Consider the following 23671-nt stretch of genomic DNA (forward strand, 5'->3'; position numbering starts at 1 on the left):
CGCGTCTGATACGCGCGGTTTCCCGCAACTAATTGGATAAAAGCGACGATTTGCGATTATTTTTTGCGCCGAGATGCTTTCGCATGCGTTCCGACCTGCATGAAAAAACTGCTCCCCTTGCTCCTCGTGCCGCTGACGATCGGTGCCGCCGCCCCAACAACCGCGGTCAATCTTCCGGTGCTGCACGTGCAGGTGATCCTGGACAAGCTGGGATTCTCGCCAGGGACGCTGGATGGAAAGCGCGGTCAGTCACTGACTTTGGCCCTGAAGGGTTTTCAGGAATCGCGCGGTCTGGCCACTACGGGCATCGTCGACCAGCCGACGCTGAACGCGCTGCTGCCATTCCAGGCGTGGCGCGCGGTCAAGGAAATCACGCTCGGTACGGGGGACGTTGCCGGACCGTACACCAATCCGTTCCCGCACGACCCGGCGGAGCAGGCCAAGCTCCCGGGACTGTATTACAAGAATACGCTCGAGGCGCTGGCCGAGCGGTTCCACACCACCAATGCGACGCTGATCGCGCTTAGCAGTCGAGAGACACAATTGCGTCCCGGCGCGAAAATCACGGTGCCGAACGCCATGCCGACGTCGCGGGCTTATCCCAGCGGAAACGACGTGTGGCGCGGAACGCTCAACAGCCTGAATGTCCAGGCGATCAATCCGGTCGCCAAGCGTCTGGTGGTCGACAAGTCCGATGCGGCGTTGCGGGTCTATGGCGAGGACGACCGGTTGATCGCGCAATTTCCGGCGACGATGGGCTCGTCGCACGACCCGCTGCCGATCGGCACGTGGAAGATCATGGGCGTCGATCCCAATCCCAAATTTCGCTACAATCCGGACCTGTTCTGGGATGCCAAGACGACCGATGAAAAGGCGATGCTGCCTGCCGGCCCCAACGGCCCGGTCGGGGTGGTGTGGATCGACCTCAACAAACCACATTACGGCATCCACGGGACGCCCGAGCCGCAGACGATCGGCCGCACCGAAAGCCACGGCTGTATTCGCTTGACCAATTGGGACGCGGCGCGCTTGGCATTGATGGTCAAACCGGGAATGGAGGCCAAGTTCCAGCTTTGAGGTCGGTCAAACTCCTGCTGGTGCTGATCGTCGTCGCGCTCGTCGCGGCGGTGGTTTACGTCTACGCGTCGCCGTCATCGACGCTGGACGGACCGAAAGCGCCGGCCATACCTGTCGCGCAATCGGGCAGCGCACAGCCGTTGCCCAGCGGGCTGGTAATGCCGGTGCAGGGCGTAAAGTCCGATCAATTGACCGACACCTGGCACCAGTCGCGCGAAGGCGGCGCGCGGGTGCACGAGGCGATCGACATCATGGCGCCGGGCGGCACCCCGGTGCTTGCCGCGCTGCCGGGCACGGTCGAAAAGCTGTTTCAGTCGGATCGCGGCGGGACGACGATCTACATCCGCACCGACGACAGCAAATGGACCGCCTATTACGCGCATCTGCGCGGCTATGCGCCGGGGCTGGCCGAAGGACAGCGGATCACCGCGGGCCAGTTGATCGGCTATGTCGGCGATACGGGCGACGCCGGGCCGGGCAATTTCCACCTGCACTTCGCGCTCAACCGCATGGCGCCGGGAGAACGCTGGTGGCAGGGGACGGCGATCAATCCCTATCCGATCCTTGCCGGAAAGCCGTCCGGCAGCTAAGCGCGCGCGCTTTCCGAGCAAGGTTCCATCATGAAGATCAACGCGGTCGAGATTCGTCCCGGCAACATCATCGAGTTCGAGGGCGGCATCTGGCGCGCGGTCAAGATTCAACACACGCAGCCGGGCAAGGGCGGCGCCTATATGCAGGTCGAACTGAAGAACCTGCGCGACAGCCGCAAGAACAACACGCGCTTTCGCTCCGCCGAGACCGTGGAGCGCGTCCGTCTCGACCAGAAGGATTTCCAGTTCCTGTTCGCGGAAGGCGACACGCTGACGTTCATGGACAAGGAAAATTACGAGCAGGTCACGCTGCCGCGCGACTTGCTGGGCGACGCCGCCGCGTTCCTTCAGGACGGCATGGATGTCGTCATGGAAATGCACGAGGAGGAAGCGCTTTCTGTGCAACTCCCCGACACCGTCGAAGCCGTGATCGTCGATGCCGACGCGGTGGTGAAGGGGCAGACCGCCTCGTCGAGCTACAAGCCCGCGATGCTCGACAATGGCGTCCGCGTGATGGTGCCGCCGCATATCTCGTCGGGCACCAAGATCGTCGTCGATGTTTACGAACAAACCTACGTCCGCCGCGCCGACTAATGCCTTCCCATTCCGGCCTACTCACCATCATGGACCGCGCGGCGCGCAAGGCCGCGCCAAAGCTGCGTCGCGACTTCAACGAGGTCCAGCAGCTGCAGGTCAGCCGCAAGGGGCCAGCGGATTTCGTCACGCAGGCGGATCAGCAATGCGAACAGACCTTGTTCGAGGAACTGTCGCGCGCGCGGCCCGACTGGGGCTTCCTGATGGAGGAGCGCGGCGAGGTCGCGGGCGATCCCAACAAGCCGCGCTTCATCGTCGATCCGCTGGATGGCACGACCAACTTTCTTCACGGCATTCCGCATTTCGCAATTTCGATCGCGGTCGAAGAGCCGATGGCGTCGGGCAAACGCGAAATTACCACCGCGCTGATCTATCAACCGCTGACCGATGAGGCTTTCTGGGCCGAGAAAGGGCGCGGCGCGTGGCTGACCGACAAGCGCCTGCGTGTCTCGGCACGCCGCGATCTGCCCGACAGCCTGATCGCCACCGGCATTCCGTTCATGGGTCATGGCGATTTCGCGCAGTGGAGCCGCATCTTCGGCGCGGTCGCGCCCGAAGTCGCGGGCATTCGCCGTTTCGGCTCGGCGGCTCTCGATCTCGCCTGGGTCGCGGCGGGGCGTTATGACGGTTTCTGGGAATCCGGGTTGCAGCCATGGGACGTCGCGGCCGGCATGCTGATCGTGCGCGAAGCGGGCGGCTTCGTCACCGACTTCCGCGGCAGCGATCAGGTGATGGAGCGGCAGGAAGTGCTCGCCGCCACCGACACGTTGCACAGCAAGCTGCACAAGCTCCTCGCAGGGTCGCTCCGCTAGTAATTGCGAGTGATTCTCACAGGCTAGCTGCCTTGCCCGCTGCAGTGCAGCGCCTTACAGGCTCCATCATGCAAAACGTCGCGGCCGGCTATCTGCCGATCCTCCTGTTTCTGGCCATCGCGCTGTTCATTTCGACGGCGTTCGTGGTCCTGCCGATGATCGTGTCGCGCCTGACCGGTTCGCATCAACCGAACGCGTCGAAACTCGGCGAATATGAGTGCGGTTTCCCGGCGTTCGAGGATGCGCGCGCGCAGTTCGACGTGCGGTTCTACCTCGTCGCGATCCTGTTCATCATCTTCGATCTGGAGGCGGCGTTCCTGTTTCCCTGGGCGGTGTCGCTGCACGGGATCGGCTGGACCGGCTGGGGCGCGATGATGATCTTCCTCGTCGAACTGGTGCTGGGCTATGCCTATGCGTGGAAAGTGGGAGCGCTCGAATGGGAGTAGAACTCACCGCGCCCGAAAACCTGTTCCGGCAGGAAGGCGAACAGACCGCACCCGATCATGCCTATTTCGACGGCCTGAATGGCGAGCTTCAGGACAAGGGCTTCCTCGTCACCTCGACCGAGGATCTGTTCCAATGGGCGCGCACCGGCAGCCTGTGGTGGATGACCTTCGGCCTCGCTTGCTGCGCGGTCGAGATGATCCATGCCAATATGCCGCGTTACGATTTGGAACGCTTCGGCGCCGCGCCGCGCGCGAGCCCGCGTCAGTCGGACGTGATGATCGTTGCGGGGACGCTGTGCAACAAAATGGCCCCGGCGCTGCGCAAGGTCTACGACCAGATGTCGGAGCCCAAATACGTCATTTCGATGGGCAGCTGTGCCAATGGCGGCGGCTATTATCACTATAGCTACAGCGTCGTGCGCGGCTGCGACCGGATCGTGCCGGTCGATATTTACGTGCCCGGGTGTCCGCCGACCGCCGAAGCGTTGCTGTACGGCATCATGCAGTTGCAGCGGAAAATCCGTCGTCAGGGAACGATCGAACGGTGAGCCAGTCGGTCGCGCCGCTGGTCAAGCCGCATGACGGCCTGATCGACGCCGTCCGCGCCGCGCATGGCGTTGGCGTCGTCGATGCGTGGCACAAGGTCGATGAGACGACGATCGTCGTGACGTGCGACGCGCTGATCGCGGTGCTGACCTGGCTGCGCGATGAGCAAGCGTATCAGCAGTTGATGGAAATCGCCGGCGCGGATTATCCCGAGCGGCCCGAGCGGTTCGACGTGAATTACCACCTGCTCTCGGTCACGCGGAACGCGCGCGTACGCGTGAAATTGTCCACCGACGAAGCGACGCCGGTGCCGACCGCGACGGGCCTATGGCCGGTCGCCAACTGGCTCGAGCGCGAAGTGTTCGACATGTACGGCGTGCTGTTCGACGGTCACCCCGATCTGCGCCGCATCCTCACCGATTACGGTTTTACCGGCCACCCGCTGCGCAAGGACTTCCCGCTGACCGGCTATCAGGAAGTCTGGTATTCCGAAGAAGCCAAGCGCGTCGTCTACGAACCGGTCAAGCTGGCACAGGACCTGCGCAACTGGGATTTCCTGTCGCCATGGGAAGGCGCGGAATACGTCCTGCCCGGCGACGAGAAAGCCGCCTTGCCCGAAGCCAAGGGCGCGCCGACGCCATTGAGCGCGGACGAGATCAAGAAGGCCGATGCCGCGCAGTCTTCGGCCAAGACGCCGGTTGCCGAACCCAAGACCACCGAGACCAAGGGCCAGTCCGGCGCGGGCGAACCGACCGATAGCGCGGCGAAGCCCAAGCGTGCGCGCAAGGCGAAGGGGGAGGGGCAGTGATCCATCCATTCCATGTCGCCCCTGCGCAGGCAGGGGCCCAGATGATCTCGCAATACGCGGCTGCGTTTCAGTGTGGAGAGTCCATCTGGACCCCTGCCTGCGCAGGGGTGACATGCCACTTTGTTGCGGAGACAATTCGTGGCTGAACTTATCCGCGAACTCGAAGGCGTGTGGGACGATGCCGATCCCACGCCGGGCGACACCAAGATTGCCAATTACACGATCAATTTCGGCCCGCAGCATCCCGCCGCGCACGGCGTGTTGCGCCTGGTCATGGAGCTGGATGGTGAAATCGTCGAACGCGCCGATCCGCATGTCGGCTTCCTCCACCGCGGCACCGAAAAGCTGATCGAAACCAAGCCGTATCTGCAGAACATCCCCTATTTCGACCGGCTCGATTACTGCTCGCCGATGTGCATGGAGCACAGCTTCGTGCTGGCGATCGAGAAGCTGCTCGATCTCGAAGTGCCGCTCCGCGGGCAATATCTGCGCGTGTTCTGGGCCGAACTGACGCGGATCTGCAATCATCTGCTCAACCTCGGCTCGCACGTCATGGACGTCGGCGCGATGACGCCGAACCTGTGGCTGTTCGAACTGCGCGAGGACACTTACGGGTTCTACGAGCGGGTCAGCGGTGCGCGGATGCACGCCAATTACTTCCGCCCGGGCGGGGTGCATCAGGATATGCCGCTGAAGCTCGCGGCGGATATCGGCGACTGGCTCGACAACCGTTTCCCGCAATTGTTCGAGGATGCGATCAGCCTCGTCGCCGACAACCGCATCTTCAAACAGCGCAATGTCGATATCGGCGTGGTGACCAAGGACGATGCGCTCGCCTGGGGCTTTTCGGGGCCGATGATCCGCGGGTCGGGCATCGCCTGGGATCTGCGCAAGTCGCAGCCTTACGATGTCTACGATCGCATGAAGTTCGACGTGCCGGTGGGCACGCGCGGCGATTGCTATGACCGCTTCATGGTGCGCGTCGAGGAATGCCGCCAGTCGGTGCGGATCATGAAACAATGCCTCGCCGAAATGCCCGAGGGGCCGGTGATGACCAACGACACCAAGGTCGCGCCGCCGCGCCGCGCGGAGATGAAACAGTCGATGGAAGCGCTGATCCATCACTTCAAGCTGTATACCGAGGGCTTCCACGTCCCCGCGGGCGAAGTGTATGTCGCGACCGAAAGCCCCAAGGGCGAATTCGGCGTCTATCTCGTCGCCGACGGAACCAACAAGCCGTATCGCTGCAAAATCCGCCCGACCGCGTTTTCGCATTTGCAGGCGATGGACTTCATGATGAAGGGCCACATGCTCGCGGACACCACCGCGGTGCTCGGCGCGATGGATATTGTGTTCGGGGAGTGCGACCGGTGACGCTACGCGGCGTACTGCTTTGGATTGATCGAGATTTCGATAGCATCCGACCATGGACAATCGGCATTCTGTTTCTTGGCTCCTTTGTCATCCTTGCCAGCGCGAAGATGTTGGGAGTGAGTGAGAACGTCCTTTCGTTGATGACCGTCGCCATACTTGGGGTCGTGTTGGTTCCCGTCACGATTTACTACCTCTTGCGGTCTACCAAGAACTTTTGGCGTGTAATGGGTGGCTCGATCCGTACGCTCTCCGGTGATCGAGACGACAATGGCTGAAGCCGCAACCCTTTCTGACACGCCTGAAATTCGCGAGCGCTGGGGCAATTTCGCTTGGAGCGAGGCCAGCGCCGCCAAGGCGAAAGACATCGTCGCGCGCTATCCGCCGGGGCGTCAGGCGTCGGCGGTGATGCCGCTGCTGTTCCTCGCCCAGCGTCAGGTGGGTGACGAGGTCGGCACCTATGGTTGGCTGCCGATCCCGGTGATGGAGTTCGTCGCGCGCGAGCTCGACATGCCGTATATCCGCGTGCTCGAGGTCGCGTCCTTCTACACGATGTACAACCTCGCACCGGTCGGGAAGTATCTGGTGCAAGTGTGCGGCACGACGCCGTGCATGCTGCGCGGGGCCGAAGATCTGATGACCGCGTGTCGCAAGCGCGGCATGCATGTCGGCCGCCCGAGCGAGGACGGGCTGTGGACGCTGGCCGAGGTCGAATGCCTCGGTGCCTGCGCCAACGCGCCGATGGTCCAGATCAACGATGACAATTACGAGGATCTGACGCCCGAATTGCTCGACAAAGTTCTCGATGCGCTCGCCCGCGGCGAAACCCCGCCGACGCTCAGCCAGATTGGGCGCAAGACCAGCTGCCCCGAGGGCGGCCCGACCACGCTGAAGGAATTCACCTAATGGCCGGTCTCATCGCCCTGATCGTCGCCGTCATCGTCATGGTGCTGGTGATCAAGATAGTGTTCTTCGTCGGCGCGTTGCTGATCGGCCTCGCCGTCGCGGTGGCGGTCTACTTCCTTGCCGAACGTTTAATCGGAACGGGTCGATGAACCGCTATAACCCAATTCCCGTCACCCCGGCCTCCGAGCCGGGGTCCAGCTTCTTCTCGACGCTGCGCGAAGTAGAAGCTGGACCCCGGATCAAGTCCGGGGTGACGAAAAACTTTATTGCGCCGGAGAGCAGCTGTGCTCGCCGATAAGGACCGCATCTTCACCAACCTCTACGGTTTCCAGCCGTGGAATCTCGACGCGGCGCAGGCGCGGGGCGATTGGGACGGCACCGCCGCGCTGATGGCACGCGGGCAGGACCAGATCATTGAGGATGTGAAGGCCTCGGGCCTGCGCGGTCGCGGTGGCGCGGGCTTCCCGACCGGCATGAAGTGGAGCTTCATGCCCAAGGCGCCGACGCCCGAACGGCCCAACTTCCTCGTCGTCAACGCGGATGAATCCGAGCCCGGGTCGTGCAAGGATCGCGAGATCATCCGCCACGATCCGCACAAGCTGATCGAAGGCGCGCTGATCGCCGGTTTCGCGATGCGCGCGCGCGCCGCCTACATCTACATCCGCGGCGAATATATCCGCGAGGCCGAAGTGCTGCAGGCGGCGGTTGACGAAGCCTATGCTGCGGGCTTGCTCGGCAAGAACGCTCTGAAGTCCGGCTATGATTACGACGTCTTCGTCCATCGTGGCGCGGGCGCATACATCTGCGGCGAAGAGACCGCGATGCTCGAAAGCCTCGAGGGCAAGAAGGGTCAGCCGCGCCTCAAACCGCCCTTCCCGGCGGGTGCGGGACTTTATGGCTGTCCGACGACGGTCAACAATGTCGAATCCATCGCAGTCGTCCCGACGATCCTGCGCCGCGGCCCCGCCTGGTTCGCCGCGATCGGCAATCCGAAGAACGAAGGCACGAAACTGTTTCAGATCAGCGGGCACGTGGAAAAGCCCTGCGTGGTCGAGGAAGCGATGGGCATCCCGTTTCGCGAACTGATCGAAAAACATTGCGGCGGCATCCGCGGCGGCTGGGACAATTTGCTCGCGGTCATCCCCGGCGGCTCCTCAGTACCCTTAGTCCCCGCCGCTGAGATTATGGACGCGCCGATGGATTTCGACGGGTTGAAGGCGCTCGGCTCGGGCCTCGGCACCGCGGCGGTGATCGTGATGGATAAATCCACCGACATCGTGAAGGCGATCAGCCGCCTGTCCTATTTCTACAAGCACGAAAGCTGCGGCCAATGTACCCCGTGCCGCGAAGGCACCGGCTGGATGTGGCGCGTGATGGAACGCCTGCGCACCGGCGACGCGGCGGTCGGCGAGATCGACATGCTCTACGACCTGACCAAACAGGTCGAAGGCCACACCATCTGCGCGCTCGGCGATGCGGCGGCGTGGCCGATCCAGGGCCTGATCAAGCATTTCCGCCCGGAGATCGAGCGGCGGATCGCGGGCAATGGCGGCCAATATGCGGAGGCGGCGGAATGAGGCTCTTGGCATTGTTCGGTATGTGGTTTGCGACGATGGCCATCTGCGCGGCGCCGGCTTGCGCCGAGGCCGCGGAGTCTCCCGCAATGCGATGGGCTCAATGTCTCGTTACGAACGCTCCAGATCGTGCGTCCGAGATTATTCTATTGGCTGGTGGCGGCAATGATTTCGGCATTCCGCGTAAGCCGTGTGGTGAATTGCTGCCGGGCAATGTCGACGCTTCGATCGCCAGTGATCTCGAAGCGGCGGCTCACCCGCCCGTCTATGCCTGCATCCGCGCTTCAGCTGAAGGCGTAGCTGCGATAAAGGCATTTCGAGCTGAATATAATGGCCCGGCGTTTTCTGCTCTAATTCGCCAATTCGAACTGGATAAGGCGCAGCCTTATGGGTTCACCCCCGGAATAAAGAATTATCGGGTCAGCGATGACGACAAAATGATGGCGGCGACACAATTGGCGTCGGCAAAGCGGGTTCAGGCAATTGCTGCCAGATGCAATCCCGCTTTGCGGGCTCAATTGTTCGAGCAAACTCGCTTTTTACAACCTCTGCTCCGCGGTACGCGCTAATGCCTAAACTCACCGTCGACGGCATTGAGGTCGAAGTCCCCGCTGGTGCCACCGTGCTCCAGGCCGCCGAGGCTGCGGGGAAAGAAATCCCGCGCTTCTGCTATCACGAACGTCTGTCGATAGCCGGCAATTGCCGGATGTGCCTGGTCGAGGTGAAGCCCGGCCCACCCAAGCCTCAGGCGTCCTGCGCGCTGCCCGCCGCCGATGGGCAGGAAGTCCGCACCGACAGCGCGATGGTCAAAAAGGCGCGCGAAGGGGTGATGGAGTTTTTGCTCATCAACCACCCGCTCGACTGCCCGATTTGCGATCAGGGCGGCGAATGCGACCTACAGGATCAGGCGATGGCGTTCGGGCGCGGGCATTCGCGCTATGACGAGCATAAGCGCGCGGTCACCGAAAAATATATGGGGCCGATCGTCAAGACGGCGATGACGCGCTGCATCCAGTGCACGCGCTGCGTTCGTTTTGCCGAGGAGGTCGCGGGGGTGGAGGATCTCGGCGCGCTGTATCGCGGTGAGGCTATGCAGATCACGACCTATCTCGAGCACGCGTTCAAATCCGAGCTGTCGGGCAATGTCGTCGATCTGTGCCCGGTCGGCGCGCTGACGTCGAAGCCTTATGCGTTCGAGGCGCGACCGTGGGAGCTCAAGCGCACCCCGGCGATCGACGTGATGGACGCGGTTGGGACCAACGTCATGCTGCATTCGCGCGGGCGGCAAGTGCTGCGCGCGCTGCCGCGCGTCAACGACGACGTGAATGAGGAATGGGCGAGCGACAAGACGCGCCACGCGGTCGACGGGCTGGTGCGCGGGCGGCTCGACAAACCGTACGTCCGCAAAGGCGACAAGCTCGTCGCCGCGACTTGGGACGAAGCTTTTGCTGCGATCAAGGCGGCCAATGCGGGCAGCAGCGTTGCGGCGATCGCCGGCGATCTGGTCGATTGCGAAACGATGTATGCGGCGAAAGCTTTGCTCCAGTCCATGGGCAGCGATCTGCTCGAAGGGCGTCAGACCGGGCTCGACTATGATTGCTCGAGCCTCAGCGCGGTCAATTTCAACACCGGGATCGCGAATATCGAGCGGGCCGACGCGATCCTGTTGATTGGCACCAACCCGCGCTTCGAAGCACCGTTGGTCAACACGCGGATCATGAAGGCGGTGCGTCGCGGCGCGAAGGTTTTTGTCGTCGGTCCGGACATGGACTTGACCTACAAACACGAATGGCTGGGCAGCGATGCGTCACTGCTTGCCAACCTGCCCCATGTCGCGCGGGACGCATTTGCCAAGGTCGAACGTCCGGTGGTGATCCTGGGTGGTGCGGGGCTCAAAGCCAAGGGCGTACATGGTGCGGCGCTGGCTTTGGTCAAAACGCTCAACCTGGTCCGTGACGGCTGGAACGGCTTCAACGCCCTGCACATGGCGGCCAGCCGGATGGGCGGACTGATGCTCGGTTATGCGCAAAAGGGCGGCATGGCCAATATCCTCGCTGCGGATCCGAAGCTGATATTCCTGCTCGGCGCCGACGAGGTCGATTGTTCGAAACTCACTGGCCTCAAAGTGTTCGTCGGCCATCACGGCGACAAGGGCGCGCACGCGGCGGACGTAATACTGCCCGCCGCAAGCTATGCCGAAAAGCCCGGGACGTATGTGAACCTCGAAGGTCGCGTGCAGCGGTCGGAACGGGCGGTGTTCCCGCCGGGCGACGCGCGCGAGGATTGGACGATCTTCCGCGCGTTGAGCGATGTGCTCGGCCACAAACTGCCGTTCGACACGCTCGACGCGCTGCGCGCGGCGATGGCGGCGGACGTGCCCGCGCTGGGCCGGGAAGGGCTTGCCGATTATGGCTGGTCCGTGCCCAAACTGTCGACCGCGCTGTCGGGCGAAATCGGCGCGTCGCCGATCAACGATTTCTACCTGACCAACGCCATCTGCCGCGCGTCGCCGACGATGCAGCGCTGTTCCGAGGAATTGGTCCACGGCGTCGAATTTGCGGAGGCGGCGGAGTGACCGCTTACCTCCAAACGCATCTCGGTTTCGGACTCGGCTGGTTCGTCGCGAATACGGCGTATATCCTGTTGATCAGCCTGCCGCTGATGCTGGCGGTGGCAATGATCATTTATGCCGATCGCAAGATCTGGGCGGCGATCGCTTTGCGCCGCGGACCGAACGTCGTTGGACCGCTCGGGCTGCTGCAGTCTTTTGCCGACGGGTTGAAAGTGTTTCTGCAAGAAACGATCATCCCGTCGAGCGTCAACACCGGGCTGTTTCTGCTCGCACCGATCATCACCTTCACCGTCGCTTTGATCGTGTGGGCGGTGATCCCGTGGCAGGCGGGCGTGGTGCTGGCGGACATCAATGTCGGGCTACTCTACGTCCTCGCGGCGTCGAGCCTCGGCGTCTACGGGATCATCATTTCGGGCTGGTCGTCCAACTCGAAATACCCGTTTTACAGTGCGTTGCGCGCCGCGGCGCAGATGGTGTCGTATGAAGTCTCGATCGGCTTCATCCTGATCACGGTCGTACTGTGGGCGGGGACGTTCAATTTGTCGGGCATCGTGCTGAACCAGCAGGGCCATGTCTTCGGCATCTTCAACGGCTATGGCTTCAACCCGTTGTTCCTGCCGATGGCGGTGATGTTCCTGATAAGCGGCATGGCCGAAACCGGCCGTGCGCCGTTCGATTTGACCGAGGCGGAGAGCGAGCTCGTCGCCGGGTATCAGACCGAATATTCGAGCATGGCGTTCGCGCTGTTCTGGCTCGGCGAATATGCCAACGTGCTGTTGATGTGCGCGCTCAACGCGGTGCTGTTCTGGGGTGGCTGGTTGCCCCCGGTCGACTGGGCGCCGCTGTATCTCGTCCCCGGCATCATCTGGCTGTTCGCAAAAATCCTGTTCTTCTTCTTCGTGTTCAGCTGGGTGAAGGCGACGCTGCCGCGTTACCGTTACGACCAGCTGATGCGGCTGGGCTGGAAGGTGTTTTTGCCGATCAGCCTGTTCTGGGTTTTCCTCGTCTCGGGCATCCTGATGGCGACGCGCTACGGAGGCGCATCATGATCGCGCACTGGATCAAATCGTTCTTCCTGTGGGAGATTTTGAAGGGGCACGCGCTGACCCTCAAATATCTGTTCAAGGCCAAGGCGACGATCAACTACCCTTATGAGCGCACGCCGATGTCGCCGCGCTTTCGCGGCGAACATGCGCTGCGGCGTTATCCCAATGGCGAGGAACGCTGCATCGCGTGCAAGCTGTGCGAAGCGGTGTGCCCGGCTCAGGCGATCACCATCGAGGCAGAGCCGCGTGACGACGGTTCGCGCCGCACGACGCGCTACGACATCGACATGACCAAGTGCATCTATTGCGGGCTGTGCCAGGAAGCCTGCCCGGTGGATGCCATCGTCGAGGGTCCGAACATCGAATTCGCCACCGAAACGCGCGAAGAGCTGATCTACGACAAGGCCAAATTGCTCGACAATGGCGACCGTTGGGAACGCGTGCTGGCGGCGAACCTTGCCGCCGATGCGCCGTACCGATAGGCGCGCCGGCATGTTCCACATCACCGTTCGTCCTGAGGAGCCGCTGAGCTTGTCGAAGCGGCGTCTCGAAGGACTTGCGCTCAATCGATGCTTCGAGACGGGCCTTCGACAGGCTCAGTCCCTCCTCAGCACAAACGGTAGAGAGGTCGGGTCGTGATCGCCGCCTTTGCCTTCTACCTTTTCGCCGCCGTTGTCGTCGTCAGCGCCCTGCTGACGATCACCGCGCGCAACCCGGTGCACAGCGTGCTGTGGCTGATCCTGGCGTTCTTCAACGCTGCCGGGCTGATGGTGCTCGCGGGCGCGGAATTCATCGCGATGCTGCTGGTCATCGTTTACGTCGGCGCGGTCGCGGTGCTGTTTCTCTTCGTCGTGATGATGCTGAACATCGACTTTTCGGAGATGCGGCAGGGGTTCACCAGATATCTGCCTTTCGGGCTGCTCATCGCGGGTGTGCTGATTGCCGAAACGCTGATCGCCGGGCAGGCGTGGAGCGCGGGTGGCATCCAGTTGGCGCAGCGCGCCGCGCCGACGCCTTCGGCGGTGCCCAATATCGAAGCGCTCGGGCTGCTGATCTACACGCGCTATCTGTACATCTTCGAGGCAGCAGGCCTAGTGCTGCTGGTCGCGATGATCGGCGCGATCGTGCTGACGCACCGCGAGCGTGGCGGGGTCAAGGCGCAGCGTCCGGGCCGACAGGTCATGCGCCGCCCGCAGGACGCGGTGAAGAATATCGATCAGCCGGTCGGCGCGGGAGTCGAACTGTGATCGGCCTCCAGCATTATCTCGCGGTCTCCGCGATTCTGTTCGTCACCGGCGTCCTCGGCATTTTCGTCAACCGCAAGAATTTGATCGTCATTCTGATGTCGATCGAGCTCATCCTGCTCAGCGTGAATCTCAATCTCGTCGCATTCTCGGCCTATCTCAACGATCTGGTGGGACAGGTGTTCGCGATGTTCGTGCTGACCGTCGCTGCGGGTGAAGCCGCGATCGGGCTCGCGATCCTCGTCATCTATTTCCGCGGCCGTGCGACGATCAGCGTCGACGACGTCAACCGGATGCGCGGCTGATGATCTATAAATTGATGGTGTTCCTGCCGTTGATCGCGGCTTTGGTCGCGGGTCTTGGCGGTCGTTGGCTAGGCAATACGGCCGCCAAGCTGATCACCACGGGCGCGCTGTTCGTCAGTGCAATCATTGCCTGGTTCGTCTTCGCGCTGTTCCTGACGCCGCTCGGTGTGCCGACGGTGGTGCCGGTCCTCCACTGGATCAGTTCGGACGCGCTGCAGGTGATGTGGTCGCTGCGTATCGACAGCCTGACCGCGGTGATGTTGGTCGTCATCACCAGCGTGTCGAGCCTCGTCCACCTCTACAGCTGGGGTTATATGGCGGAGGACGACAGCCAGCCGCGCTTCTTTGCGTATTTATCGCTGTTCACTTTTGCGATGCTGATGCTGGTGACGGCGGACAACCTTGTCCAGATGTTCTTCGGCTGGGAAGGCGTCGGTCTCGCCTCCTATCTGCTGATCGGGTTCTGGTATCACAAGCCCAGCGCGAACGCTGCGGCGATCAAGGCGTTCGTCGTCAATCGCGTCGGCGATTTCGGATTTTCGCTCGGTATTTTCGGCACGTTCCTGGTGTTCGGCACCGTCTCGATCCCCGAAATTCTCGCCGCCGCGCCGCACATGGCCGGATCGACGATTGGCTTCCTCGGCTATCGTCTCGACACGATGACGTTGCTGTGCCTGCTGCTGTTCGTCGGCGCTTGCGGCAAATCCGCGCAGCTGGGGCTGCACACCTGGTTGCCCGACGCGATGGAGGGTCCGACCCCGGTCAGCGCGCTGATCCACGCCGCGACGATGGTCACCGCGGGCGTGTTCATGGTCTGCCGCCTGTCACCAATGTTCGAAGCGAGCCCGACGGCGATGACCGTCGTGACCTATGTCGGCGCCGCGACCGCCCTGTTCGCGGCGACGGTCGGCACGACGCAGACCGATATCAAGCGCGTGATCGCCTATTCGACCTGTTCGCAGCTCGGCTACATGTTCGTCGCCGCGGGCGTCGGCGCGTTCGGCGGGGCGATGTTCCATCTGTTCACGCATGCGTTCTTCAAGGCGCTGCTGTTCCTTTGCGCGGGCAGCGTGATCCATGCGATGCACCACGAACAGGACATGCGGTTCTACGGCGGCCTGCGGAAATCGATCCCCTGGACGTTCTGGGCGATGACGATCGGAACGCTGGCGATCACCGGCGTCGGCGTGGCGGACGTGTTCGGGTTCGCCGGTTTCTATTCGAAGGACGCGATCATCGAGGCGGCGTATGCGCGTGGCACCGACAGCGCGCTGTTCGGTTATGCCATTGCGGTCTTCGCGGCTTTGCTGACCAGTTTCTATTCGTGGCGGCTGATCTTCCTGACGTTCTTCGGGAAGCCGCGCTGGGCGTCGAGCGAGCACATTCAGCACGCGATCCACGACGCGCATCACCATGGTAGCGACTATGCCGAACCGGCCGGCGAAGGGCAGGGCAGCGATCCGCACCCGGTGCACGTGGTCGAAGGCACCGGCGGCTATCACCCGCACGAAAGCCCGTGGTCCATGCGCCTGCCTTTGGTAATGCTAAGCGTCGGTGCGATTCTCGCCGGCTGGGCGTTCGCGGACGTGTTCCTCGATCCGGAGCGCGGTACACAGTTCTGGCGCGGCGCGATCTTCTTCGACGAACATCTGATGCACGCGCGTCACGGTGTGCCGACTTTGGTCAAACTGTCGGCGTCGATCGTCATGCTGATCGGCTTCGCGATCGCGTGGTTCGCTTATATCCGCGACACCAGCATCCCGGCGCGCTTCGCCGCGACGTTCGGACCGCTTTACCGGTTCCTGCTCAACAAATGGTATTGGGACGAATTGTACGATTTCCTGTTCGTGCGCCCTGCGTTCGCGCTTGGCCGCTTCTTCTGGAAACGCGGTGACGAACAGACCATCGACCGCTTCGGGCCCAACGGCGCGGCGGCGGTGGTGGCGATGGGCAGCCGCGGCGCGGTGCGCCTGCAATCGGGTTACCTCTACACCTATGCTTTGGTCATGCTGATCGGCCTCGCTGCCGCGACGACCTGGGCGGTGACACGGTGAGCGGCGTGCTCACTTTGATGATCGCGGTGCCGTTGCTCGCGGCGGTGGCATGCCTGTATTCGGGCGACCGGACGGCGCGCTGGCTGGCGCTCGTTGCGACGTTGGTCGACCTTATCCTCGGCCTGTATCTGTGGGCCGCTTACGATCCGACCGGCGCGCAGTGGCAATTCACCGAATATGTCCCGATGTTCGGGCGCTTTGCCTGGGCGATGGGCATCGACGGCATCGCGCTGATGCTTATCGTGCTCAGCGTGTTCCTGATGCCCGTGTGCATCGCCGCGTCATGGGAGGCGATCCAGAAACGCGTGCCCGAATTCATGGCCGCGTTCCTGCTGACGGAAGCGCTTTTGATCGGCACGTTCGCGGCGCAGGATCTGTTCCTGTTCTACATCTTCTTCGAGGCCGGCCTGATCCCGATGTACCTGATCATCGGCATCTGGGGCGGCGCGAACCGGATTTACGCGAGCTACAAATTCTTCCTGTATACGCTGCTCGGCTCGGTGCTGATGCTGGTCGCGATGCTGTGGATGGCGCGGACCGCGGGCACCACGAGCATACCCGAACTCATGCGTTACGACTTCCCGGTCGAAGCGCAGAAATGGCTGTTCCTCGCTTTCTTCGCCTCGTTCGCGGTGAAGATGCCGATGTGGCCGGTGCACACCTGGCTGCCCGACGCGCACGTTCAGGCGCCGACCGCCGGTTCGGTGATCCTGGCGGGCGTGCTGCTCAAACTCGGCGGTTACGGCTTCATACGGTTCAGCCTGCCGATGCTGCCCGAAGGCGCGTCGCACTGGTTCTGGCTGGTGATGATCCTGTCGATGATCGCCATCGTCTACACCAGCCTCGTTGCGCTGGTGCAGAGCGACATGAAAAAACTGATCGCTTATTCGAGCGTAGCGCACATGGCGTTCGTCACCATCGGCCTGTTCGCGTGGAACCGGCAGGGGCTGGAAGGCGCGATGATCGTGATGCTGTCGCACGGCCTCGTCTCCGCCGCCTTGTTCCTGTGCGTTGGGGTGATTTACGACCGCCTGCACACGCGTGAGATCGACCGGTACGGCGGCCTCGCCAACAACATGCCGGGCTATGCTGTGCTGTTCATGGTGTTCACGATGGCAAGCGTCGGCCTGCCCGGCACCAGCGGATTTGTCGGCGAATTCATGGCGCTGCTCGGCAGCTATCAGGCGTCGAGCATCGTCGCCTTCGCCTGTACCACCGGCATCATCCTGGGCGCGGCGTACATGCTGTATCTGTATCGCCGCGTGGTGTTCGGGACCACCGCCAACGCCGATGCGTCAGCGATGCCCGATCTGAACGCCCGTGAATGGGCGATCCTGGTCCCCATCGCGCTCGCGGTGCTGTGGATGGGCGTTTATCCGGAGAGCTTCCTGCGTCCGATGCGTCGCGACATCGGAACGATCATGGCGCGGATAGAGCGCGCCAAGCCTCTGTCCGACGCACAAGTGACTGTCGGCAAACCTGCTGCGCCCGCGCATCATGCGGAGGCGCACCAATGAACCCGCTTCTTTCACTCCCCGAATTGATCCTGTCGGTCGGCGCCATTGCGCTGTTGATGGTCGCGGGCTGGGCGGGCGCGAAGTCTGTTCGGATCGTCTCGATCGCGGCGGTTGCGCTGCTGGTTGCCGCATGTTTCGCAGTGGCGTTGCCACAGGTGACCGGCACGGGCTTTGGTGGCCTCTACCGCGCCGACGCCTTCTCTGCTTTTGCCAAGCTGTTGGTGTTTGGTGCGACCGCGGTCTGCATCATCATCGCGCCGCGCTTCTTCGCCGCGAACACGCATGCGCAGGACGGTTTTGCCGGCGGCACGCTGCGCCCCGAATATCCGGTGCTGATCCTGCTTTCGACGGCGGGCGCGGGAATGATGATTTCGGCGACCGACTTGCTCACGCTTTATGTCGGGCTGGAGTTGCAGTCGCTCGCGTCGTACGTCCTCGCAAGCTTTATGCGGCGGGATACGCGCTCGGCGGAAGCGGGGCTCAAATATTTCGTGCTGGGCGCGTTGGCGAGCGGCATTCTGCTTTATGGCATTTCGCTGACGTATGGCTTCACCGGCACCACGGCCTACACCGGCATCGCCAAGGTTTTTGCCGCGGGCCTGACGACCGGGCAGGTGTTCGGACTGGTATTCGTTTTCGCCGGCATCGCGTTCAAGATCGCCGCCGTCCCGTTCCACATGTGGACGCCCGACGTCTACGAAGGCGCACCCACGCCGGTGACGACTCTGTTCGCCACCGCGCAAAAGGTCGCGGCCGTCGCTATGCTGCTGCGCATCGCCATGGGCGCGATGGCCCCGGCGGTCCTCGAATGGCGCCAGATCGTGATCTTCGCCGGGCTGGCCTCGATCGTGCTCGGCGCGGCGGGCGCGATTGGGCAGGGCAACATCAAGCGCCTGCTGGCCTATTCGTCGATCAACAATATCGGTTTTGCCCTGCTCGGCCTCGGCGCGGGAACACGCGAAGGTGTCGCGGCGATGCTGACCTATATGGCGGTGTATGTGGTGATGACGCTGGGGAGCTTTCTCGTCATCCTCAACATGCGCGATGCGGACGGTCGCTCAGTCGAGAGCATCACCAGCCTTGGCGGCCTGTCGCAGAGTCGCAAGGGGCTTGCCGCAGCATTGGCGATCTTCATGTTCAGCCTCGCGGGCATTCCACCACTGTTCGGATTCTGGGCGAAGTTCGTGGTGTTCGATGCGCTGGTCGGGGCCGGCCTGTGGCCGCTCGCCGCGATCGGCATCGCCGCCAGCGTGATCGGCGCCTTCTATTATCTCAAGGTCATCAAGATCATGTATTTCGACGAGCCGTCGGACGTGCTGGCCGGGCGCACCGATCGCGCCGAAGGCATGCTGATCACGCTTTGCGCGGTTGTGATCGTCGCGGGCTATGTGATGATCCCGTGGCTGGGCGCGGTGACCGCAGCAGCTTCGACGAACCTGCTCTGACTATCCAGTTCGTCGCAGAGACGGGATCGACCAACGCCGACATGCTTGCGTTGGTCGCGAATGGCATGGCGCGCGATGCCGACTGGCTGGTGGCGGAAAGTCAAACCGGCGGACGCGGGCGGATGGGCCGCGCGTGGGAGTCCCCCGATGGCAATTTCTATGGCAGCACGCTGGTCGCGGTCAGAGCAGGCGATCCACCGCCCGCAACGCTGGCGCTGGCGGCCGGGATTGCAGTGCACAATGCGCTCAGCCGCCACACGCCGGGCCTGACGCTCAAATGGCCGAATGACGTGCTTGCCGGGCGCGCCAAGGTCGCTGGCGTTCTCCTCGAACGTAGCGGCGACTGGGTGGTGATTGGGGCGGGTGTGAATCTGGTCACGCATCCAGATCTGCCTGATCGTTCGACGAACGATCTGGCCGCGCTTGGAACTTTGGTATCACCACGCGATTTCACGGCGAGCCTAGCCGAGGACATGTCTGTCAGCATCAGCCGTTGGCGCCACCAACCGCTGGCCTCGACAATTGCCGCGTGGGAAGCGGTCGCGCATCCGATGGGCAGCCCGCTCGACGCCGCCTGGCCCGATGGCGAGCGGATGGCGGGGAAATTCGACGGCCTCACCGCCGAGGGTGCGTTGCGCCTGCGTTTGCCGTCGGGCGAGGCGCGCGTCATACACGCCGGCGACGTTTTTCAGGTTTAGCCAATGCTGCTCGCAATCGAAGCCGGGAATACCAACATCAAGTTCGCGCTGGTGAACTCGGATGGCACCCCCCGTGCGCGCTGGCGCATCGCGACCGATGCGCGCCGCACGGCGGACGAGTACGCCGTGTGGCTGATCGGCCTGATCGAACTCGAGGGGCTGGATCGCAACGTGGTGGACGCGGTCGCGATCTCTACCGTCGTGCCCAGAGCGTTGCATAACTTCCAGACTTTGGCCGAAAAATACTTCAACGTCACACCGCTGATCGCCGGTCGCGCGCCGCTCGAATACGGCATCGCGCTCGATGTCGACGAACCGCATGCGGTTGGCAGCGACCGGGCCTGCAACGCCATCGCCGCGCACGCCGCGCATGACGGTGACCTGATCGTCATTTCGTTCGGCACTGCGACGACGATCGACCATGTCGATTTCCGCGGCGCCTATAAGGGGGGCATTATCGCCCCCGGGCTCAACCTGTCGCTCGACGCGCTGGTCGCCGCTGCGGCGAAGCTGCCGCGCATTGCAATCGAGGCGCCCGACACCGATAATGTCATCGGGCGCACGACCGAATCCCAGATGCTGATCGGCATTTATTGGGGTTATGTCGCGATGGTCGAAGGGCTGATCGCGCGGATGAAATCGCAGATCGGCCGGCCGGTCAAAATCGTCGCGACGGGTGGTTTGGCAGCGTTGTTCCAGCAGCATGAAGCGCTGTTCGACGCGGTCGATCCCGACCTCGCGCTGAAAGGCCTGGCGCTGTTGTGGCGCCGCTCAGCGAAAGAAGGATAGCCGTCATCCCCGCGAAAGCGGGGATCCATCTACTGACTATTTAACATGCGCAAAGTTCGGGAGATAGATTCCCGCCTTCGCGGGAATGACGAAAAAGAAGAAAAAATGACAACTCCCAAAAACGAACTGCTATTTCTGGCCCTTGGCGGGTCGGACGAGATCGGCATGAACGTCAATCTTTATGGCTGCCAGGGCAAATGGCTGATGGTCGATTGCGGCCTGACCTTTGCCAATCCGGCCGAATATCCGGGGTGCGAACTCGTCCTCCCCGATTTGCAATTTATTGAAGATCGCGCCGACGATCTGCTCGGCATCGTGCTCACGCACGGGCACGAGGATCATATCGGCGCGCTGCCATATCTGGCGCAGGATCTGGGCGTGCCGCTTTATGCCAATGCCTTCACGGCGACGCTGATCCGCGGCAAGCTGGAGCGCGAGGGCATTACTGACGTCGAGCTGCATGTCATCCCCGAAGGCGGCAGCATCGAACTCGCGCCGTTCAAATGCACGATGGTGCGACTGGCGCACTCGATTCCAGACATGGACGCGGTGCTGATCGAAACGCCTTACGGGCGGATCTTCCACACCGGCGACTGGAAGCTGGACGCGGATCCCGTGCTTGGCGACCCGGCGAGTGCCGCGGCACTGACCGCGATCGGCGATCACGGTATCCTCGCCTTAGTCTGCGATTCCACCAACGCTTTTAACGACGGCGAGTCCGGCACCGAAGGCAGCGTCCGCGACGGGCTTATGGCGGCGGTGGCCGAAGCCAAGGGCCGCGTGGTCGTAACCAGCTTTGCCTCCAATCTCGCGCGCATGGCGACGTTGGGTCAGGTGGCTAAGGCCAACAACCGCAAGCTGTGCATTGCCGGGCGCTCGCTCGACCGGATGCTCCAGGCCGCGCGCGAAAATGGTTATCTCGGTGATTTGCCTCCGTTGGTCGATTTCGACACGGCGATGAAGCTGCCGGCGCGCGACCTATTGGTCATTGCGACGGGCGGGCAGGGGGAGGCGCGCGCCGCGCTGGGCCGCATCGCGTTCGACGACCACCAGATCAAGCTCGACAGCAACGACACGGTAATCTTCTCGTCAAAGCAGATTCCCGGCAACGAAACCGCGATCGGCCGCGTCCAGAACGCCTTGGCGCGCAAGGGCGTGACGATGGTCACCGAGAAGCAAGCGCATGTTCACGTCTCGGGTCATCCCGGGCGGCCCGAACTCGCCGCCATGTATCGCTGGCTGCGTCCGGAAATTCTCGTGCCGGTGCATGGTGAGCGACGTCACATGGCGGAGCAGGCACGGTTCGGCCTCGGCGAAGGCATCGGCAAGGCGATCGTCCAATCGAACGGCGACGTCGTGCGCCTCGCGCCGAATGGCCCCAAGATCGTCGGCCACGAACGCACTGGCCGCCTGATCCTCGACGGCGACGTGATCCTGCCGTCGGAAGGGCAGACGATCAACGAACGCCGCCGCATCGCGCAATATGGTCAAATCTCGGTCGCTATCGCGTTGCGCGGCAAGCAACTGCTGGGCTACCCGGTGATCAAGACGCAGGGTGTGCCGGTGGAAGAAGACCGCGACGCGTTCTTCGCCGAAGCATCCGATGATGCCGCCAAGGCCGTGCGTGACGCCAAATCTCTCGACAAGCTGCCGGAGGCTGTGCGCTTGGCCGTCAGGCGCTGCGCCGTGCGCTGGACAGGCAAGAAACCGGTGGTCGACGTGTTGGTAGTGAACGCCTAGGCACGCGCCCATGAAGTTCCAGTCGATGCTCGCGATCTACGCGCTGTTCTGGGTGATGAGCGGGTTTCTGGTGCTGCCCTTCGGTGTTCGGACTGCCGACGAAGCCGGCGTGACCAAGATCGCGGGGCAAGCCGACAGCGCGCCGCATAGCTTCAGCTTCGCGCGGGTCGCGATGCGCGCGACGATCCTCGCCAGCGCGATGTTTCTGCTGTTTCTCGCCAATTACCATTTCGGTTGGCTCACCACCGACACGCTCTTGAGGATCAGCCCATGACGCTTCGTCGTGCCGCCATCGTTGCGCCCTGTCGTGCGCCTGTTGGGAAATTCGGTGGCACGCTGTCGAGCCTGAGCGCGGGCGAATTGGGCAAGATCATCCTTGAGGCATTGGTCGCACGGTCGGGCGTCGATCCCGAACGGATCGAGGACGTCGTCTTCGCGCAGGGCTATGGCAATGGCGAGGCACCCGCGATCGGTCGCTGGGCCGCGCTCGCTGCGGGCTTTCCGTTGAGCGTCGCGGGTTACCAGCTCGACCGACGCTGCGGGTCCGGGCTGCAGGCGGTGATCGACGCGGCGATGATGGTGCAGACTGGCGCGGCGGATGTGGTCGTGGCGGGCGGCGTCGAGAGCATGTCCAATGTCGAGCATTACACGACCGATATTCGCGATGGGAAACGCATGGGCAATGTCACGCTGCACGACCGCCTGACGCGCGGGCGGTTGATGTCGCAGCCGGTTGAGCGTTTTGGAGTCATCTCCGGGATGATCGAGACCGCCGAAAACCTCGCCAGGGATTACGGTATTTCGCGTGAGGATGCCGATGCTTACGCCGTCCGCTCGCATCGACGCGCCGCCGCGGCATGGGATGCAGGCAAATTCGACGCGGAAACCGTCCCCGTCACGATCCCTCAGAAGCGGGGCGATCCAATGGTTATGACGCGGGACGAAGGTTTTCGCGCCGACGCCTCGATGGAAACGATGGGCAAATTAAAGCCGATCGAGGGCGGGGTTGTCACGGCGGGCAATGCAAGCCAGCAGAATGACGGCGCGGCGGCATGCCTAGTGGTGGCCGAGGACAAGCTCGACGAACTCGGTCTCGAGCCTGTGGCGTGGTTTCACAGCTGGGCTGCTGCGGGCTGTGACCCAAGCCGTATGGGCATCGGCCCGGTCCCCGCCGTCGACCGCCTGTTCGCCCGCAACAGCCTGAGCTGGAGCGACATCGACCTGATCGAGCTCAATGAAGCCTTCGCGCCGCAAGTCCTCGCGGTGCTGAAGGGCTGGGGCGTCGACCCTGACGATGACCGCCTCAATCCAAATGGCTCGGGGATCAGCCTAGGCCATCCGATCGGCGCGACCGGCGGCCGCATCCTCGCGACCATGCTCGGCGAAATGCACCGGCGTGGCAGCCGTTATGGCCTGGAAACGATGTGCATCGGCGGGGGGCAGGGGATCGCAGCGGTGTTCGAACGCGCCTGATCCGTCCCATTCAGGATCGTCCCGATGCGGGTCAGATTTTAACCCTTATTTGGGCGAACCAAGT

At 62.9% G+C, this 23671-nt stretch carries 25 protein-coding genes; all 25 read left to right on the forward strand.

Annotated features, from left to right (window positions below):
* The first annotated feature begins 99 nt into the window (after positions 1–99).
* The 25 genes from ACM9ME_RS01095 (at position 100) to ACM9ME_RS01215 (ending at position 23607) form a co-directional block, all read left to right on the forward strand.
* Positions 100–1077, forward strand: coding sequence for a L,D-transpeptidase family protein (locus ACM9ME_RS01095; RefSeq protein WP_415641558.1), 978 nt, complete (start codon positions 100–102; stop codon positions 1075–1077).
* Complete coding sequence (locus ACM9ME_RS01100; protein WP_415641559.1) at positions 1074–1667, forward strand: M23 family metallopeptidase; 594 nt, start codon at positions 1074–1076, stop codon at positions 1665–1667. The genes ACM9ME_RS01095 and ACM9ME_RS01100 overlap by 4 nt, the downstream gene beginning before the upstream one ends.
* Positions 1668–1697: 30 nt before the next feature.
* A complete protein-coding gene (gene efp, locus ACM9ME_RS01105; protein WP_415641560.1) occupies positions 1698–2261 on the forward strand; it encodes an elongation factor P in 564 nt (187 codons plus the stop codon).
* Positions 2261–3073, forward strand: coding sequence for an inositol monophosphatase family protein (locus ACM9ME_RS01110; protein ID WP_415641561.1), 813 nt, complete (start codon positions 2261–2263; stop codon positions 3071–3073). The genes efp and ACM9ME_RS01110 overlap by 1 nt, the downstream gene beginning before the upstream one ends.
* Positions 3074–3141: 68 nt before the next feature.
* On the forward strand, positions 3142–3519 hold the full coding sequence (ndhC, locus tag ACM9ME_RS01115) for an NADH-quinone oxidoreductase subunit A (protein WP_415641562.1): 378 nt from the start codon (positions 3142–3144) through the stop codon (positions 3517–3519).
* Entirely contained in the window at positions 3510–4067 is a 558-nt protein-coding gene (locus ACM9ME_RS01120) for a NuoB/complex I 20 kDa subunit family protein (protein WP_415641564.1), read from the forward strand. The genes ndhC and ACM9ME_RS01120 overlap by 10 nt, the downstream gene beginning before the upstream one ends.
* Positions 4064–4873 carry an NADH-quinone oxidoreductase subunit C gene (locus tag ACM9ME_RS01125; protein ID WP_415641565.1) on the forward strand — a complete coding sequence of 270 codons (810 nt, stop codon included), beginning with the start codon at positions 4064–4066 and terminating at the stop codon, positions 4871–4873. The genes ACM9ME_RS01120 and ACM9ME_RS01125 overlap by 4 nt, the downstream gene beginning before the upstream one ends.
* Before the next feature lie 138 nt (positions 4874–5011).
* Positions 5012–6247: an NADH-quinone oxidoreductase subunit D gene (locus tag ACM9ME_RS01130; protein ID WP_415641566.1), complete on the forward strand. Its 1236-nt coding sequence runs from the start codon at positions 5012–5014 to the stop codon at positions 6245–6247.
* 267 nt (positions 6248–6514) lie between these two features.
* Positions 6515–7150, forward strand: coding sequence for a complex I 24 kDa subunit family protein (locus ACM9ME_RS01135; RefSeq protein ID WP_415641567.1), 636 nt, complete (start codon positions 6515–6517; stop codon positions 7148–7150).
* On the forward strand, positions 7150–7299 hold the full coding sequence (locus ACM9ME_RS01140; protein ID WP_415641568.1) for a hypothetical protein: 150 nt from the start codon (positions 7150–7152) through the stop codon (positions 7297–7299). Before ACM9ME_RS01135 ends, ACM9ME_RS01140 begins: the two co-directional genes overlap by 1 nt.
* A gap of 135 nt (positions 7300–7434) precedes the next feature.
* Entirely contained in the window at positions 7435–8727 is a 1293-nt protein-coding gene (gene nuoF, locus ACM9ME_RS01145; protein ID WP_415641569.1) for an NADH-quinone oxidoreductase subunit NuoF, read from the forward strand.
* A 5-nt stretch (positions 8728–8732) separates the two neighbouring features.
* Positions 8733–9293, forward strand: a complete 561-nt coding sequence (locus ACM9ME_RS01150; RefSeq protein ID WP_415641570.1) for a hypothetical protein — start codon at positions 8733–8735, stop codon at positions 9291–9293.
* Entirely contained in the window at positions 9293–11299 is a 2007-nt protein-coding gene (nuoG, locus tag ACM9ME_RS01155) for an NADH-quinone oxidoreductase subunit NuoG (RefSeq protein ID WP_415641571.1), read from the forward strand. Before ACM9ME_RS01150 ends, nuoG begins: the two co-directional genes overlap by 1 nt.
* A complete protein-coding gene (nuoH, locus tag ACM9ME_RS01160) occupies positions 11296–12345 on the forward strand; it encodes an NADH-quinone oxidoreductase subunit NuoH (RefSeq protein ID WP_415641572.1) in 1050 nt (349 codons plus the stop codon). The genes nuoG and nuoH overlap by 4 nt, the downstream gene beginning before the upstream one ends.
* Positions 12342–12824, forward strand: a complete 483-nt coding sequence (nuoI, locus tag ACM9ME_RS01165; RefSeq protein ID WP_415641573.1) for an NADH-quinone oxidoreductase subunit NuoI — start codon at positions 12342–12344, stop codon at positions 12822–12824. Before nuoH ends, nuoI begins: the two co-directional genes overlap by 4 nt.
* 153 nt (positions 12825–12977) lie before the next feature.
* Positions 12978–13589 (forward strand): NADH-quinone oxidoreductase subunit J, encoded by a 612-nt coding sequence (locus ACM9ME_RS01170; protein WP_415641574.1) that lies wholly within the window; start codon positions 12978–12980, stop codon positions 13587–13589.
* Complete coding sequence (gene nuoK, locus ACM9ME_RS01175; RefSeq protein WP_415641575.1) at positions 13586–13891, forward strand: NADH-quinone oxidoreductase subunit NuoK; 306 nt, start codon at positions 13586–13588, stop codon at positions 13889–13891. The genes ACM9ME_RS01170 and nuoK overlap by 4 nt, the downstream gene beginning before the upstream one ends.
* A 2-nt stretch (positions 13892–13893) precedes the next feature.
* Positions 13894–15945: an NADH-quinone oxidoreductase subunit L gene (gene nuoL, locus ACM9ME_RS01180; RefSeq protein ID WP_415641752.1), complete on the forward strand. Its 2052-nt coding sequence runs from the start codon at positions 13894–13896 to the stop codon at positions 15943–15945.
* A 17-nt stretch (positions 15946–15962) separates the two neighbouring features.
* Complete coding sequence (locus ACM9ME_RS01185) at positions 15963–17462, forward strand: NADH-quinone oxidoreductase subunit M (protein WP_415641753.1); 1500 nt, start codon at positions 15963–15965, stop codon at positions 17460–17462.
* Positions 17459–18907, forward strand: a complete 1449-nt coding sequence (nuoN, locus tag ACM9ME_RS01190; protein WP_415641576.1) for an NADH-quinone oxidoreductase subunit NuoN — start codon at positions 17459–17461, stop codon at positions 18905–18907. The genes ACM9ME_RS01185 and nuoN overlap by 4 nt, the downstream gene beginning before the upstream one ends.
* A complete protein-coding gene (locus tag ACM9ME_RS01195; RefSeq protein ID WP_415641577.1) occupies positions 18862–19605 on the forward strand; it encodes a biotin--[acetyl-CoA-carboxylase] ligase in 744 nt (247 codons plus the stop codon). The genes nuoN and ACM9ME_RS01195 overlap by 46 nt, the downstream gene beginning before the upstream one ends.
* A gap of 3 nt (positions 19606–19608) precedes the next feature.
* Positions 19609–20394, forward strand: coding sequence for a type III pantothenate kinase (locus ACM9ME_RS01200; RefSeq protein WP_415641578.1), 786 nt, complete (start codon positions 19609–19611; stop codon positions 20392–20394).
* 105 nt (positions 20395–20499) lie between these two features.
* Positions 20500–22134 (forward strand): ribonuclease J, encoded by a 1635-nt coding sequence (locus ACM9ME_RS01205; protein ID WP_415641579.1) that lies wholly within the window; start codon positions 20500–20502, stop codon positions 22132–22134.
* Between the two features lie 10 nt (positions 22135–22144).
* On the forward strand, positions 22145–22408 hold the full coding sequence (locus tag ACM9ME_RS01210) for a DUF1467 family protein (protein ID WP_415641580.1): 264 nt from the start codon (positions 22145–22147) through the stop codon (positions 22406–22408).
* On the forward strand, positions 22405–23607 hold the full coding sequence (locus tag ACM9ME_RS01215) for an acetyl-CoA C-acetyltransferase (protein WP_415641581.1): 1203 nt from the start codon (positions 22405–22407) through the stop codon (positions 23605–23607). The genes ACM9ME_RS01210 and ACM9ME_RS01215 overlap by 4 nt, the downstream gene beginning before the upstream one ends.
* The last annotated feature ends 64 nt before the right edge of the window (positions 23608–23671 follow it).

This window comes from Sphingomonas antarctica, assembly GCF_965137005.1.
Lineage (GTDB): Bacteria > Pseudomonadota > Alphaproteobacteria > Sphingomonadales > Sphingomonadaceae > Sphingomonas_O > Sphingomonas_O antarctica.